The sequence below is a fragment of the Streptosporangium sp. NPDC049644 genome, assembly GCF_040675205.1.
Classification (GTDB): Bacteria; Actinomycetota; Actinomycetes; order Streptosporangiales; family Streptosporangiaceae; genus Streptosporangium; species Streptosporangium fukuiense.
Genome location: NZ_JBFAOJ010000043.1, coordinates 25,318 through 40,279, shown reverse-complemented (window position 1 = coordinate 40,279; position 14,962 = coordinate 25,318). Strand labels below are relative to the sequence as shown.

The 14,962-nt window shown below is 70.6% G+C and carries 12 protein-coding genes; 5 read left to right on the top strand and 7 right to left on the bottom strand.

The features are described from left to right. Positions 1-121: 121 nt before the first annotated feature. Both AB0J58_RS23670 and AB0J58_RS23665 read left to right on the top strand, forming a co-directional pair. Positions 122-2,365 (top strand): molybdopterin cofactor-binding domain-containing protein, encoded by a 2,244-nt coding sequence (locus tag AB0J58_RS23670; RefSeq protein ID WP_364218785.1) that lies wholly within the window; start codon positions 122-124, stop codon positions 2,363-2,365. A 36-nt stretch (positions 2,366-2,401) separates the two neighbouring features. Then, a complete protein-coding gene (locus AB0J58_RS23665) occupies positions 2,402-3,778 on the top strand; it encodes an NCS2 family permease (protein ID WP_364218783.1) in 1,377 nt (458 codons plus the stop codon). Between the two features lie 27 nt (positions 3,779-3,805). Here AB0J58_RS23665 and AB0J58_RS23660 read toward each other — a convergent pair whose 3' ends face one another. After that, the gene (locus tag AB0J58_RS23660; RefSeq protein ID WP_364218781.1) at positions 3,806-4,858 is read right to left on the bottom strand and encodes an excalibur calcium-binding domain-containing protein; all 1,053 of its coding nucleotides are present in this window, start codon (positions 4,856-4,858) and stop codon (positions 3,806-3,808) included. A gap of 654 nt (positions 4,859-5,512) precedes the next feature. On the opposite strand from AB0J58_RS23660, the gene ald reads away from it, so the two are divergent. Next, on the top strand, positions 5,513-6,631 hold the full coding sequence (ald, locus tag AB0J58_RS23655) for an alanine dehydrogenase (RefSeq protein WP_364218779.1): 1,119 nt from the start codon (positions 5,513-5,515) through the stop codon (positions 6,629-6,631). A 28-nt stretch (positions 6,632-6,659) separates the two neighbouring features. On the opposite strand, the gene AB0J58_RS23650 is transcribed toward ald, so the two are convergent. Further along, a complete protein-coding gene (locus AB0J58_RS23650; RefSeq protein ID WP_364218777.1) occupies positions 6,660-7,379 on the bottom strand; it encodes a DUF3105 domain-containing protein in 720 nt (239 codons plus the stop codon). Between the two features lie 133 nt (positions 7,380-7,512). On the opposite strand from AB0J58_RS23650, the gene AB0J58_RS23645 reads away from it, so the two are divergent. Together AB0J58_RS23645 and AB0J58_RS23640 are read left to right on the top strand one after the other, a co-directional pair. Then, a complete protein-coding gene (locus AB0J58_RS23645; RefSeq protein WP_364218775.1) occupies positions 7,513-8,151 on the top strand; it encodes a DUF305 domain-containing protein in 639 nt (212 codons plus the stop codon). Positions 8,152-8,225: 74 nt separating this feature from the next. Beyond that, complete coding sequence (locus AB0J58_RS23640) at positions 8,226-8,525, top strand: DUF3467 domain-containing protein (RefSeq protein WP_030921269.1); 300 nt, start codon at positions 8,226-8,228, stop codon at positions 8,523-8,525. 99 nt (positions 8,526-8,624) lie between these two features. Here AB0J58_RS23640 and trpS read toward each other — a convergent pair whose 3' ends face one another. The 5 genes from trpS to AB0J58_RS23615 all read right to left on the bottom strand — a co-directional run bounded on the left by trpS (position 8,625) and on the right by AB0J58_RS23615 (position 14,693). Beyond that, positions 8,625-9,590 (bottom strand): tryptophan--tRNA ligase, encoded by a 966-nt coding sequence (trpS, locus tag AB0J58_RS23635; protein WP_364218773.1) that lies wholly within the window; start codon positions 9,588-9,590, stop codon positions 8,625-8,627. A gap of 200 nt (positions 9,591-9,790) precedes the next feature. After that, a complete protein-coding gene (locus AB0J58_RS23630; protein WP_364218771.1) occupies positions 9,791-10,852 on the bottom strand; it encodes a low specificity L-threonine aldolase in 1,062 nt (353 codons plus the stop codon). Between the two features lie 77 nt (positions 10,853-10,929). After that, positions 10,930-11,571: an SDR family oxidoreductase gene (locus tag AB0J58_RS23625; protein WP_364218769.1), complete on the bottom strand. Its 642-nt coding sequence runs from the start codon at positions 11,569-11,571 to the stop codon at positions 10,930-10,932. Continuing rightward, on the bottom strand, positions 11,568-13,640 hold the full coding sequence (locus AB0J58_RS23620) for a DUF6421 family protein (RefSeq protein WP_364218767.1): 2,073 nt from the start codon (positions 13,638-13,640) through the stop codon (positions 11,568-11,570). Before AB0J58_RS23620 ends, AB0J58_RS23625 begins: the two co-directional genes overlap by 4 nt. A gap of 138 nt (positions 13,641-13,778) precedes the next feature. Continuing rightward, positions 13,779-14,693: a hypothetical protein gene (locus tag AB0J58_RS23615; protein ID WP_364218765.1), complete on the bottom strand. Its 915-nt coding sequence runs from the start codon at positions 14,691-14,693 to the stop codon at positions 13,779-13,781. Positions 14,694-14,962 lie beyond the last annotated feature (269 nt).

The following is a 14,962-nucleotide window of genomic DNA, read 5'->3' as shown; positions in this document are numbered from 1 at the left end:
GGCCCGGTGGGCCGATCACGCACACCCGCCGGGCACAACCGTAAGAGTCGCTAACGACCGCCTCCCGCGTTCCCCCGTGTCTGCCATGTCCGGCCCCGTGCCAGGCTGATGTACTACCGGAGTGAGCGGCATCGAAACGCGGCAGAGCCTGGGCATCGGCGAGAGCGTCCTGCGTCCCGACGGGACGCTGAAGGTCACGGGCGAGTTCGCCTACTCCTCCGACCTGTATCTGGCGGACATGATCTGGGGGGTCACCCTGCGCAGTCCGCACCCGTCGGCGTGGATCCGCTCGATCGACGTCGGCCCCGCGCTGGCCATGCCCGGCGTGTACGCGGTGCTCACCCACGAGGACGTGCCCGGCGAGAAGTTCTACGGGCTGGAGCACAGGGACCAGCCGGTGCTCGCCGTCGACCAGGTCCGCTACCAGGGCGAGCCGGTCGCGCTGGTCGCCGCCGACCACCCCGAGCGCGCCAGGCGGGCGGCCGCGGCCGTCGTCGTGGAGTACGAGGTCCGCGAGGCCGTCACCGACCCGCGCCGGGCCGCCTTCGACGCCTCCTGCCCCGCCGTCCAGGAGGGGGGCAACGTGCTGCGCCACCAGCCGGTCCGGGTCGGCTCGGTGTTCGAGGCCCCCGTGGTCGTCACCGGCGAGTACGAGGTCGGCATGCAGGACCAGGCCTTCCTCGGCCCGGAGTCCGGGCTGGCCGTGCCCGCCGAGGACGGCGGGGTGGACCTGTACATCGCCACCCAGTGGCTGCACGCCGACCAGAGGCAGATCGCGCCGTGCCTGGGACTGCCCGAGGAGAAGGTGCGGCTCTCGCTGGCCGGGGTGGGCGGCGCGTTCGGCGCCCGTGAGGATCTGTCCATGCAGGTCCACGCGTGCATGCTGGCCCTGCGCACGGGCCGTCCCGTGAAGATCGTCTACAACCGCGAGGAGTCCTTCTACGGCCACGTCCACCGGCACCCGGCCCGGATGCGCTATGAGCACGGTGCCACCCGCGAGGGCAGGCTGCTGTACGTCAAAGCGGAGATCCTGCTGGACGGCGGCGCCTACTGCTCCACCTCCCCGGCCGTGGTCGGCAACGCGGCCTCGCTGGGGGTCGGCCCCTACGAGGTGGACAACGTGTGGATCGACGCCTACGGCGTCTACACCAACAACCCGCCCTGCGGGGCGATGCGCGGTTTCGGCGCGGTGCAGGCCTGCTACGCCTACGAGTCGCAGATGGACAGGCTGGCCGAGGCGTGCGGGATCTCCCCCGTCGAGGTCAGGATCCGCAACGCGGTCTCCGAGGGGTCGAGGCTGGCCACCGGGCAGGTGATCGACTCACCCGCGCCGCTGGCCGAGATGCTCGCCGAACTCGCCGCGATGCCGCTGCCCGCCGCCCCCACCACCTCGGACGACGCCTCGGACGACGCGGGCGGGACGGACCTGCTGAACATGCCGGGCGGCATCTCACAGACCACCCACGGCGAGGGCGTGCGGCGCGGGGTCGGCTACGGCGTGGGCATCAAGAACATCTGCTTCTCCGAGGGCTTCGACGACCACTCGACCGCCAGGGTGCGGGTGGAGCTGATCGGCGGGGAACCGCACGTCCTGGTGCACACGGCCGCGGCCGAGGTGGGACAGGGTCTGCTGATGGTCCAGGAGCAGATCGCCAGGACCGAACTGGAGATCGACACGGTGACGGTCGCGCGGGCGGACACCTCCGTCGGGTCGGCCGGGTCCTCATCGGCGTCCCGCCAGTCCTACGTCACCGGCGGCGCGGTCAGGGCGGCCTGCCAGGCCGTGCGGGAGCGGCTGGACAAGCTGCGGGCCGACGGATCGTCGCTGGTACGGGCCCTGGAGGTGGCCGGGGCCGTGGAGGAGACCAGGGAGTACCGGCACCGGCCCACCTTCCCGCTGGACCCCCTCACCGGACAGGGCGACTCCCACACCCAGCTCGCGCTGTGCGTGCACCGCGCGGTCGTGGACGTGGACGTGGAACTCGGCCTGGTCAAGGTGGTGGAGCTGGCCGCGGTCCAGGACGTGGGCCGGATCATGAACCCGCTGGCGCTGGAGGGCCAGATCCACGGCGGTTCCGCCCAGGGGCTGGGGCTGGCGCTCATGGAGGAGATCCAGGTCCAGGACGGGGTGGTGCGAAACCCCTCGTTCACCGACTACCTGATCCCCACCATCCTCGACATGCCGCCGATGCGGGTGTCGATCATGGAAAACCCGGACCCGCACGCCCCCTACGGCCTGCGCGGCGCGGGCGAGCCCCCCACCCTCTCGGCCACCCCCGCGGTGGCCGCCGCCGTACGGGCCGCGACCGGCCTGCCGCTGCCCCGGGTGCCCATTCGCCCCCATGACATCGCCTTGAACGGGTAGGAACCGCTCATCCCCTCCGCCTCCGGAGGGGAGACCATGGATCGCTTCTTCGAGCTCTCGGCCAGGGGGACGACGGTCGGCCGCGAGGTCCGGGGTGGGATAACCACCTTCATGGCGATGGCGTACGTCATCCTGCTGAACCCGATCATCCTGGGCGGGGCGACGGACGTCACGGGGGCCAAGCTGTCGACCCATCAGCTGACCACGTCGACGATCCTCGCGGCGGCGGTGAGCACGCTGCTCATGGGAGTGATCGGCAACGCGCCGCTCGGGGTCGCGACCGGGCTCGGGCTGAACGCGGTGGTCGCCTACCAGGCCGCACCGCACATGACGTGGGCTCAGGCGATGGGGCTGGTCGTGCTGGAGGGGCTGGTGATCGTGCTGCTGGCCGTGTCCGGGTTGCGGCAGCTCATCATGAACTCCATCCCGCTGGCACTGAAACACGCGATCAGCGTGGGTATCGGGATGTTCATCACGCTGATCGGGCTGGTGGACGCGGGTTTCGTCGGCAGGGGTACGGGATCGCCGGTCCAGCTCGGCACCACCGGGCGCCTGACGGGCTGGCCGGTGGCGCTGTTCTGCCTGGGGCTGCTGGTGATGATCGCCCTTTTCGTGCGCAAGGTCCAGGGCGCCATCCTGATCGGCATCGTGATCACCGCTGTGCTCGCCGTCGTGGTCAACACCTTCACCACGGTCCCGCCGGAGCTCTGGGGTGTGGTGATCCCCCGGATGCCGGAAGCGGTGGTCGGGGCACCCGACTTCGGACTGGTCGGCCAGGTGGACCTGTTCGGCGGATTCGCCCGCGCCGGTGCGCTGACCGCCACCATCGTGCTGTTCACGCTCGTACTGTCGGGGTTCTTCGACGCGATGGGCACCATCATCGGGGTGAGCGACGAGGCGGGCCTGGTGGACGAGCAGGGCCGGGTGCCCCGGCTGGGGGCGATCCTCACCGTGGACGGCGTGTCCGCGGCGATCGGGGGCCTCACGAGCTCCTCGGCGAACACGGTGTTCGTGGAGTCGGCGGCCGGGGTCGGGGAGGGAGCCAGGACCGGCCTGGCGGCCGTCGTCACCGGCGCCCTGTTCTCGCTCACCCTGCTCTTCACCCCGCTCGCCACCGTCGTCCCCGCCGCCGCGGCGGCGCCCGCGCTGGTCCTGGTGGGCGCGCTGATGATGACCCAGGTCAGGAACGTGCCCTGGGAGGACCTGGCCATCGCGATCCCGGCGTTCCTGACGATCGTGCTGATGCCGTTCACCTACAGCATCACCAACGGGGTGGGCGCGGGCGTGATCTCCTACACCGTCATCCAGGCGGCCCTCGGCCGGGCCGGGAGGATCCCGTGGCTGCTCTGGGTGGTCAGCCTGATCTTCGCGATCTACTTCGGCGTCGACGGCATCGGGACGCTGTTCTTCTGAGCCGGTCCGGATCGCACGGGGTCGCGCTCAGGACCTGTCGTTCAGCTCGCAGGCGATACCGTTCTTGTTCCCGTCGATGTACCAGTCGTACTCCTGGTGGATCCCCTTGTGGTAGGGGCCGTATCCGTTGTCGTTCGCCTCCTTGCAGGTGGCGTACCTGGGGTCGAGGTCTCCATCGCCCGACGTGGCCGGAGAGGTGTTCCGGGTGGCGGGGTTGGTCCCTGCCCCATCGGTCCCTGTTCCGTTGGTCCCTGTTCCACCGGTCCCTGTTCCACCGGTCCCTGTTCCACCGGTCCCCGGCGGGTTCGTCGCGGTCGTGTCCGGGACGCCGTTGTTCGACGGGTTCACCGGCTGGTCGGGCTGCGGGTTCGTGGACGGATCGGCCGGCGGAGTGAAGACCGAGGTGTCGTTCGGCTGGGGGTCGGTGGTCGGCTCAGTGCCGATGCCGCTTGAGCCGAGCAGCCGGACGACCATCGCGTCCGCCTGCTCCTTGGTGAAGGAGCCGGCGATGCTCAGGCTGTCGGCGGTGATCGCCTGGGCGACCCGGGGGGCCGCCACCACCTTCTCCCCCACCACGATCGCGATCTGCTGTCTGACCGGGTCGTCCTCCTTGACCACCTCCTCGGTCAGGTCGGTGATCTGCTCGCGGAAGGTGGGCGCGAAAGCGATCCTGACCGAGTAGGTGCCGTTCTTCTCCTGGATCGCCTCGATCTTCCGCACGGCGTTCACGGTGACCCCGGCGGCGACCGAGTAGCAGTTCTGCCCGAGGTCGTCGGGGTAGGTCTCCGGAAGCGTGCAGGCTCCGGCCTTCGCCTCGGTCACCGGGGCGAAGTGGATGGGAACCGCCAGCCTGCTGGGTGGCTTGGCGCCGAGCGGCATGTCGGGGTTGCGGGTCATGAGCACCGCGATGGTGCCGAGCACGCCGGTGATCAGCACGACGACGACCAGGGTGGACACCAGGATCGCGGTCGTGATCCGGCTCGCCCGGGGCACCCCCGGCGCCCCGCCCGGCGGCAACCCCCCGGCCTGCCTGCCGCCGGGGGCCGGCACGCCCGCTCCCGGGACCCCCGCTGCGGGCACGCCCACTCCCAGAGCACCCGGCCCCGGACCACCCGGCCCCTGACCGGCAGCCCCGTGACCAGCCGGTCCCGGCGCATCCGGCCCCTGCCCGCCCTGACCCTGCCCGCCCTGACCTGGGCCGGCGAACCTCGGGTCACCGGGGTCCTGACCACCGGGCCCCGGGCCTTCGGAGCCGGGATCACCGGACCTTGGACCGGCGGGACCAAAACCGGCGGGACCGGAACCACCCCGATCGGGGCCCTCGGGCCTCGGTTCACCGGGAGTCCCGGTGCCCGGTTCCCGGGGGCCGCGGGCGTGGCGTCCGGCTGAGGCGCCGGGACGCTCGGGCGGCGTGAAGGCGTCGTAGGAGGACGAGGGTCCCCATGACGCGCCGGCGGGCTCGTCAGACCCTGCTGGAGGTCCCTGCGGTACGGGCGGCCCACCCGGCCCCGCGTGCATCCCCATCGTCATATCCCCGTATTCCTCGCATCTGTTCGCGGCGAGCCTATCGATCAGCACCGGAAGCCGGTAACCCCGCAAGTCAGGACGGATACCGACCGGCCGGGCGTCCACGAACCGCCGGGGCACCGCCCCTTTCCTGTCACCCTGCGCGTGATTACTCACTTTCGGGGAACGCACGTGAGGAAGAGGACACGTGCCCACCCTGGAGGAGCCGTGAAGATCTCTGTTCCCCGCGAGGTCAAGAATCGTGAATACCGTGTGGCCCTGACTCCCGCCGGAGCCCATGAGCTCATCCGGCACGGCCACCAGGTCTTCGTCGAGAGGGACGCCGGGGTGGGGTCCGCCATTCCCGACACCGACTTCCGACGCGCGGGCGCGACCATCCTGGACTCCGCGGACGACGTGTGGGCGGAGGGCGACCTGGTCCTGAAGGTCAAGGAGCCCGTCGCCGAGGAGTACCACCGGATGCGCAAGGGCCAGGTGCTCTTCACCTACCTGCACCTGGCCGCGTCGCCGGCCTGCACCCGGGCCATGCTCGAATCGGGGATCACCGGCATCGCCTACGAGACGGTGCAGAAAGCGGACGGCTCCCTGCCTCTGCTGGCCCCCATGTCGGAGGTGGCCGGACGGCTCGCCCCGCAGGTGGGCGCCTACCACCTGATGCGCCAGGGCGGCGGGCGAGGCGTGCTGATGGGCGGGGTGTCCGGGGTACGCGCGGCCGGCGTGGTCGTGATCGGCGCCGGGGTCTCCGGTATGAACGCCGCGGTCATCGCACTGGGCATGCAGGCGGAGGTGCTGCTGCTGGACCGCGACATCGACCGGCTCCGCCAGGCGGACATGATCTACCGGGGTCACTGCAGGACCGTCGCCTCCACCGCGTACGAGATCGAACGGGCGGTGCTGGACGCGGATCTGGTCATCGGCGCGGTGCTGGTCGCGGGCGCGAGGGCCCCCAAGCTGGTCGACAACGACCTGGTCTCACGGATGAGGCCCGGTTCGGTCCTGGTGGACATCTCCATCGACCAGGGCGGCTGCTTCGAGGACTCCCGGCCCACCACCCATGACGATCCGACCTACCGGGTGCACGACTCGGTGTTCTACTGCGTGGCCAACATGCCGGGCGCGGTCCCGCACACCTCGACGTACGCCCTGACCAACGTGACGGTCCCCTACGCCCTCGCGATCGCCGACCTGGGCTGGCGGGAGGCCCTGCGGGACGACCCCGCGCTGGCACGGGGCCTGAACACGCACGAGGGGCACCTGACCAACCGGCCCGTGGCCGAGGCTCACGGGCTGGAGGCGGTGCCCCTGGAGTGGGCGTTGCGGGCCTAGCGGGGACCGAGCCGGACCAAGGACCCGGTCAGGGCGCCGGGGTGGCGCTGGGTGCCGGAGTGTGCGTGGCCGGAGCGTCGGTGGCCGGGGCGCCGCTCTGGTCGGGCGCCGCGGACGGCGCGGTCTCCGGGATGGGCGCCTCGGCGGTGGTGGTGCCCACGGCTCCGCTGCAGGACGCGCCGAGCTCGGGGGTGTCCGGGCCGTTCTTGTACTTGGTGATGAACTTGGGCAGCCGCGGGTCCTCCGCGCTGTCCAGCTTGAGCTGCTTGTTCCAGGAGCTGGCCACGACCTTGGCGGACAGCCCCGGGTACGGGCTCAGCAGCATGTAGTCCTTGGACGCCAGCTCCTTGAGCCTGTCCAGCTCGGCCTTGGGCAGGTCGGGCCGGTAGGTGATCCACACGGCGCCGTGCTCCATGGAGTGGACGGCGTTCTCGTTGTTGATCGGCTGGTCGTAGATGCCGCAGTTCTGCCAGGACGGGTGGTGCTCGCCGCCGAGCGGCGGGTTCTCCTTGTACGTCACCTTGGTCTGGGTGTGCTGGCTGCCGGCGTACTTCGCGCTGATGACGCTGTCCAGCGAGGTCGTGGCCCGCTCGCTGACCATGTAGAAGGCGACGAGCCCGACGAGCAGAACGATGACGAGGCCTCCGGCACCCCACATCAGGAAGGCCGTTCTACGCTCCTTGCGCTGCTGCTCCGCACGCATCCGGGCAAGGTGCTCCCGCCTCGCCTGCGCCTTTTCCTTGGTCATCAACCCTCCAGCCAGCAAACAACTCCGGTCACCCTATGCCCTACCGGCGTATGTGGAGAATAAAGGGCTCATAACACGTGATAGAGCGATGATTCGCAGCAGTGGGTACGCTGGGCAGGCAATGGAGACTCCGGTGAAAGACAGTGCGAAGTCCAGGCGCGGCGTGGCGCTCGGCGTCCTGCTCGGCTGCCTGGTCGTGGCGGTCACGCTGCTGTTCGTCGTGGGCAGGACGGCATCCCCGACCGACGCCTCAGCGGAGGCGGGATTCGCCCGCGACATGTCGGTCCACCATGCCCAGGCCGTCGAGATGTCCTTCATCGCCAGGGACGGGAGCGAGGACGAGGCGCTCCGGCAGCTGGCCTACGACATCATCGTCACCCAGACGGCCCAGCGCGGCATCTTCATGGGCTGGCTGCAGCAGTGGGGGTTGAACCAGTCGACGGAGCGACCGGTCATGGCGTGGATGGCCGGTCACGGCGGCCACTCTGTAACGCCGGGCGCCTCCGCCGCGATGCCCGGTATGGCCGGCGACGACGAGCTCAAAAGGCTCCGGGAGGCCACAGGCAAGGACCAGGAGATCCTCTTCCTGCAGCTCATGATCCGCCATCACGAGGGCGGCGTGCAGATGGGCCGGGGGCTGCTGAAACTGTCCGACCGCGACGAGGTGGCCACCATGGCGCAGCACATCGTCGACGGCCAGACAGGCGAGATCGAGTTGATGACCGACATGTTGCGGCAGCGCGGCGCCCAGCGGCTGCCTTCCATCCTTTAATAGCGTCGGCGCGTCCCTGTGTGGCCGGTCTCCGGCCAGGGCAACATGGAGTCAACCTGGCCGGAGGAAAGAGAATGGTGAACGACGAGCCGGAGAACCGCCTGGAGGTGAGCATCTCCGCCGAGGTAGAAATGGGGCAGTACGCCAATTTCGCCTCCGTGTGGCACACCCAGGATGGGTTCGTCCTGGACTTCGCGGTGATCACCAGGCCGCCCCAACTGGCCAACGACCCCTCCTCGGGGCATCACTTCGTGAGCGTGCCGACCCGGATCGTCAGCCGGATCCGCATCCCGCCGAGCCAGGTCTTCGAGCTGATGAAGGCCCTCGAACAGCAGCTGACCGCGTACGAGCACGAGACGGGCCAGAAGAACTGAGTCCGGCCCGCCGGTGTGGCGGATCCGGTCCACCGCGCCCCGGGCGCGGGGAGTCCCGCCCGCCGAACCCGACAGGCGAGACCCGGTTTCAGGCCGCCTTCATGGCAGGCCGATGGCCTGCCGGGCCTCGGCCAGCAGGCCGGCGGTGCGCCGGGTGGCCAGCGCCGCCCCGTCCGACAGGAGCCGCGACAACTCGGCCTGGTCCGCCGAGAGTTCGGCGTGGCGCTCCTGGACGGGCCGCAGCCGCTCCACCACCGCCTCGGCCACATCCCGCTTGAGCGCGCCGTACGACCCGTAGGAGAACGACTCGATCGGCCGGTCCGCGCAGGCGGCGAGCAGGGCGAGCAGGTTGGAGACGCCGGGCTTGCCCACCGGATCGTGGCGGACCTCGGTGCCGGAGTCGGTCACCGCCCGCATGACCTTGCGCCGGATGTCGTCGGGCCGGTCGAGCAGATAGACGGTTCCCGCGGCCGAGCCATCCGACTTGCCCATCTTCGAGGTGGGATCGCTCAGGTCCATGACCCTGGCGGCGACCCGCGGCTGCACCGCCTCGGGCACCGTGAAGACCTCGCCGTACAGGCGGTTGAACCGCAGGGCCAGGTCCCTGGTCAGTTCCACGTGCTGGCGCTGGTCCTCCCCCACGGGCACGACGTCCACCCGGTGCAGCAGGATGTCGGCGGCCATCAACGCGGGGTAGGTGAGCAGTGAGAGCCGCACCTCCTCCTGTCCGGCCGACTTCTCCTTGAACTGGATCATCCGCCGCATCTCGCCGTAGTGAGCGGTGCTCTCCAGCAGGTAGGCCAGTTCGGTGTGCGCGGGCACCTGGGACTGGATGTAGAGGAGAGAGCGATCAAGGCCGCAGGCGAGCAGCAGGGTCGCCGCCTCGCGGGTGTTCGCGCGGAGCCGCTCCGGGTCGTGCTTGATCGTCAGGGCGTGCAGGTCCGCGACGGCGTAGACGCAGTCGGCCTCGTCCTGGAGCCGTACCGCGGGCACGATCGCGCCCAGCAGGTTGCCCAGCGTGAGGTGGCCGGTCGGTTTGAAGGCGGTGAAGACGCGCTTTGTCATGGTCACTCCTTGTGGAAGGGAGGACCGCCGCGCACCGGCCGTACGGGAGAACGAGAACGACCGCCGGTGAACGGCGGCCGTTTCTGTGCGCAGTCGGGACTGGCTAGCGGATCCGCCTCTCAGCGGCCCGCCACAGACCCAGACTGTGCTTGCTCATACCCGCGAGTATAGGCGCTCCCTCGGATCCCTGACCACCGCGGTCAGGCGGCGCCCACCTCCTGCGCCACCGCGGCGGCGAACGCGTCCACGTCGGCCTCGGTGGTGTCGAACGCGGTCATCCAGCGCACCTCGCCGGTGGCCTCGTTCCAGGTGTAGAACCGGAATCGCTTCTGCAGGCGCTCGGTCACGTCCCCGGGCAGGATCGCGAAGACCGCGTTGGCCTGCACCGGACGCGGGATCTCCACGCCGGGCACATCCCGCACCGCCTCGGCGAGCCGCCGGGCCATCGCGTTGGCGTTGCGGGCGTTGCGCAGCCACAGGTCGCCCGCGAGCAGCGCCTCGAACTGCGCCGAGACGAACCGCATCTTGGAGGCGAGTTGCATGGCGCTCTTGCGCAGGTAGCGCAGGCCGCGGACGGCGTCGGGGTTGAGCACCACGATCGCCTCGCCGAACATCAGGCCGGCCTTGGTACCGCCGAAGGAGAGCACGTCCACGCCCACGTCGGTGGTGAACGCGCGCAGCGGCACGTCCAGCGCGGCGGCGGCGTTGGTGGCGCGGGCGCCGTCGAGGTGGACGACCATGCCGAGATCATGGGCGTGGTCGCAGATCGCCCTGATCTCCTCCGGCGTGTAGAGCGTGCCCAGCTCGGTGGTCTGCGTGATCGACACGACCCTGGGCTGGGCCCGGTGCTCGTCGCCGAAGCCCCACGCCTGCCTGTCGATCAGCTCGGGCGTGAGCTTGCCGTCGGGGGTGGCGACCGGCAGCAGCTTGAGCCCCGCCGACCGCTCGGGGGCGCCGCCCTCGTCGGTGTGGATGTGCGCCGACTCCGCGCAGACCACCGCCTCCCAGTGGGCGGTCATCGAGCGGAGCGCGACCACGTTGGCACCGGTGCCGTTGAACATCGGCCAGGCCTCGGCCGTGGGACCGAAGTGCCTCCTGAAGATCTCCTGCAGCGCCTCGGTGTAGACGTCGTCGCCGTACGCGGTCTGGTGTCCCCCGTTGGCGAGCGCGATCGCCTGGAGGATCTCCGGGTGCACCCCGGCGTAGTTGTCGCTGGCGAAGCCCTTCACCAGCGGGTCGTGCCTGCGGATGGCGTCCGTCACGTGCTCTTTCCCCTCGTTCGACGCCCGGCCGCCTCGTGGCCGGGCGTCGCCTTACTTCTTTTTGGCCGCAGTACGGGTCACTTCTCGGTGAGGTCGATCCGGGTCCCGTTGGCGTCGGTCTCCCAGAGCCTGTCGATCGCCTCGGCGAGGTCGTCGACGTCGGTGAAGCCGTGGAACCTCCGCTCCGGGGCGGCCGCGCGCATGCCGTCGTGCACGAGTGCCTTGACCACCAGGATGTTCGCGGTGGAGGCGGTGTCCTTCAGCGCGTCGGCGAAGGCCAGGGTCCACGCCTCGGAAGCGGCCTTGGCGGTGCCGTACACCGCGTCGCCCTGGCCCGGACGCGCGGCCGTCTTGGCCGAGACGATGGCGAACCGGCCGCGCTCACTGGCCTTGAGCAGCGGTTCGAAGGCCAGCGTGACGTGCTGCAGGGTGCGGATCAGCAGGTCGTGCAGGAGCGCCCAGTCCTCCAGCGACGTCTCGGCGAAGGTCTTGGACCCGCGCCAGCCGCCGACCAGGTGCACGATCCCGTCCAGGTGGCCGTGCTCGGCCGCCACCTCCCGTGCCAGCCCCTTGACCGCGTCGAAATCGAGCAGGTCGACCGCCAGGGTCCCGTCGGCACCGCTCTTGTCGACGCCGATCACCGTGTGCCCCTGGCCGGTGAACCTGCGGACGACGGCCTGACCGGCGGGACCGGCCGCGCCGGTGACAAGGATGATCATGCTCGGATGCCCTTCGTGGAGTCGATGACATCGGTGAGCTTACGGCGCAGGGCCTCGTAGAACATGCTCAGCGGGAACTCGTCGGGCAGCACCGCGTCGACCACGGCCTTGGGGAACCCCTCAACGGGGAGGGCCTCCACCCCCCGGGCCCAGACCGAGGCGGGGTGCGGCTCGACGTAGGCGGCGACCAGCTGGTGGGCGGCCAGCCAGTGGGCCAGCTTGGAGCGGTCGATGCCGTCCCGGTAGAGCTTCTCCACCTCGCCCCGCAGATCGGCCACGCCGTCGGCGAGCCGGTCCCAGTCGACGCTCAGCCGGTTGTCGGTCCACCTGACGATGTCGTTGCGGTGCAGGTAGGCGAAGAGCAACTGCCCGCCCAGGCCGTCGTAGTTGCGGACCCGGTCACCGGTGATCGGGAAGCGGAACAGCCGGTCGAAGAGCACCGCGAGCTGGACGTAGCGGGCGTGCGGCACGCCCTCCCGCTCCAGTTTCACCGCCTCGCCGAACGCGGTCAGGTCGCAGCGCAGCTCCTCCAGGGAGTACAGCCAGTACGGCATCCGCTGCTTGATCATGAACGGGTCGAACGGCAGGTCGCCGTGGCTGTGCGTGCGGTCGTGGATCAGGTCCCAGAGCACGAAGGTGTCCTGGGCCAGATCCTGGGAGGCGATCAGCCTGGCCGCGTCCGGCGGCAGCGCCAGCTTGAGCGTGTCCGCCGCCGCCCCGCTCACCGCGCGGAACCTGGCGGCCTCGCGGTCGGCGAAGATGCCGCCCCAGGTGAAGCGGGCCGGGGTCTTCCTGACCGCGACGGTCTCCGGGAAGAGCACCGCGGAGTTGGTGTCGTAGCCGGAGGTGAAGTCCTCGAAGGCGATCGGCACGAACATCGGGTTGTCGTAGCGGGTCCGCTCCAGCTCGGCCAGCCACTCCGGCCAGATCGTCCGGATCCACACGGCCTCGATGAGCCGGGAGGTGCTGCCGTTCTGGGTGTACATCGGGAAGAGCACGAGGTGCTCCAGACCGTCCACCCGCTGGGCGTCGGGGTGGAAGGCGTCCAGTGAGTCGAGGAAGTCCGGCACGCCCAGGCCCTGGTCCGCCCACTTGCGCAGGTCGGCGACCACGGCGGCCAGGTAGCCGGCGTCGTGCGGGAAGCGCGGTGCGAGCCGCTCGACGTGCCCGGCGATCTCGGCGACCAGCTCGGCGGCCCTGGCGTGGTCCCCCTCCACCGAGCCGTCCTTGGCCTGCATCGGCCGCAGTTCCTCGATCGCCCGCTTCAGGTCCGCAAAGAGGGCGCGGGCCTCGGACTCCCTGGTCGCGGCCGGGTCGGGGACGCGGGCGACCCAGGTGACGAGGTTGCCCCAGAGCGCGGCGTGGTCGTGGTCGCCGATCGAGTCGTCGCCGAACAGGTCGGAGTCGGCGACGACCACCACGCGGCCCTCGCCGTGCCGTACGGCCACCGCCAGCGGGCGGCCCGCGGGGGTCGCGGTGGGCGAGGTCTCGAACAGCACCGCCGCGTCCTCGGGGGCGGTGAGCACCCCGGCCCGGTAGAAGCAGGCGCTCCGCACCCCGGCCAGCAGGTCCTGGCCCGCGACGTCGACCTTTCGCGGGGTGCCCATGACCCAGGCGGCCACGCCGTTGTGGGCGCTCCGCGGGTCGTGGACGAGGGTGTGCTCGACCCCGACGCCGAAGCGCGCGAGCAGCTCGGTGAGATTGCTGCCGTACTTCTCCTGCTCGTACTCGGCCAGCACGACCAGTCCGCCGCCGCCCGCGACGTACTCCTCGATCGCGTCCAGCTCCTCGACCGGCAGGACCGGGCTGCCCAGCCCGGTGGTCCGCTCCCAGCGCCCGTCCGCGGGATGCGCGATCACCAGCACGTCCCGCGCGCTCAGCAGGGCCGGGGTGAGCGGCCCCTCGGTGTGCGCGTCCACGGTGTGCCCCAGCCGGCGCAGCAGCTCGGCGGCGCGCACGTAGCCGCTGTCGTCGGGATGGCCGGGATTCATCGTCTCGGCCACGTCCCGCCGGATGGTCCACGACTCGCTGTGAGCCTCGTCGAACAGTACCCGCGGAAGAGCCACCACGATAAATCCTCCTTCAAGCAAGAGCTAACAACGGAAAATATACACAATCCATCCCATTTTTGGCACATCCCTTACGCGGAGACCTTTCTGGGAGATCGACATTTCACGAGCCGGTCTCCACCCCGGCGCGGGGCGGTGTCAGGTCAGCGCCACCGCCCACTGCGGTGGGGTGCGCGCGGGCCGGTAGTCCTCGTCAAGGCGGACCTCGCGGCCGTGGACGATCGCCCAGCACTCCAGCTCGTGCAGCCAGAGCCGGTGCAGGTGCGCGCGGGCCACCACCTCCTCCATGAACACGTACGCGACTCCGGCGATCGGCGGGTCACCGGAGCCTTCGAGTACGGCCAGGCGGGCGTCGCGCATCTCGGCGTCGTGCACGGCGCGACCGTGCACGACGATCCGCAGAGTCCGCGTGTCGACGTCGTACAGGCCGCGCACCCTCGACCGCGGGTGGCGCCGCGCCCCGCCGGGCGGCGGCGACAGGTAGCCGATCCCCGCCGTGAGAAGTTCGTGTCCCGGCCAGGCCTGCCGCCGCGCGGTCTCGGAGTCGGCGGCCAGGTCGTGGAACTGCACCAGCGTGATGTCCCCACGGGTGAGGAGCCGCCACGGGCCGTACTCCAGCCACCGCCGCGACAGCAGGCGGTCATGGCCCGCCCCCCGGAAAGCGCACGCCCACCCGTGGCTGTAGTGGAGATCGGCGAAGCCTCCGTTGCCGGTCCAGTGATGGACGCCTCCGATGGAGGCCACGGCGAAGGGCAGCACCTCCAGAACCTCCAGCAGCGACTCCGCGGTCCAGTCGCCGTCACGGCCCGCCTTCACGATGGCGTTACCGATGTTGAAGGCGAAGGGCTCGCCGTCACCGTTCCACCCGACGGCGCTCTCCGCCCCTTTCTCCTGGCGGGCGGCGAAGCGCTCCAACCAGTCCGCACCGGGCACCTCGTCCGCGAAGCCCACGGAGAACCTCGCGTCGGGCGGCCGGCCCGGCCCGAACGCGCCCACGACGGCCCGTGCCAACGCGGACAGATCCGGCCCGTCGAGCCCCAGCAACAACCTCATGTCCACGCGTCCCGCCCCACTCGTCCCCGATGATCACTCCTACGGGACGGACGCTAGGAACCCGCCCTTGCGGGCCACTGGGAGCCGAGTTGGGGCCGGCGATCGCCGTGATCAGTGCCGTGGCGGGCGGGGTCTTCGGTGAAGGAAACACTCGGCGGCCGAGAGGCGGGCCAACGGGCCGCCCGGCTCCGTTCTGCCCTACTCCCCACGCCCGCTCATCGGACCTGGAAAGTGGCCCGCAGGGATGCCAATGATCCACAAGTCAGCCT

Excerpts from the sequence above, each read along its gene's own strand:
- AB0J58_RS23650 (WP_364218777.1), bottom strand. The coding sequence starts at position 7,379 with ATGACCAAGGAAAAGGCGCAGGCGAGGCGGGAGCACCTTGCCCGGATG.
- AB0J58_RS23665 (WP_364218783.1), top strand. The coding sequence starts at position 2,402 with ATGGATCGCTTCTTCGAGCTCTCGGCCAGGGGGACGACGGTCGGCCGC.
- AB0J58_RS23625 (WP_364218769.1), bottom strand. The coding sequence starts at position 11,571 with ATGATCATCCTTGTCACCGGCGCGGCCGGTCCCGCCGGTCAGGCCGTC.
- AB0J58_RS23615 (WP_364218765.1), bottom strand. The coding sequence starts at position 14,693 with ATGAGGTTGTTGCTGGGGCTCGACGGGCCGGATCTGTCCGCGTTGGCA.
- trpS (WP_364218773.1), bottom strand. The coding sequence starts at position 9,590 with ATGACAAAGCGCGTCTTCACCGCCTTCAAACCGACCGGCCACCTCACG.
- AB0J58_RS23640 (WP_030921269.1), top strand. The coding sequence starts at position 8,226 with ATGGTGAACGACGAGCCGGAGAACCGCCTGGAGGTGAGCATCTCCGCC.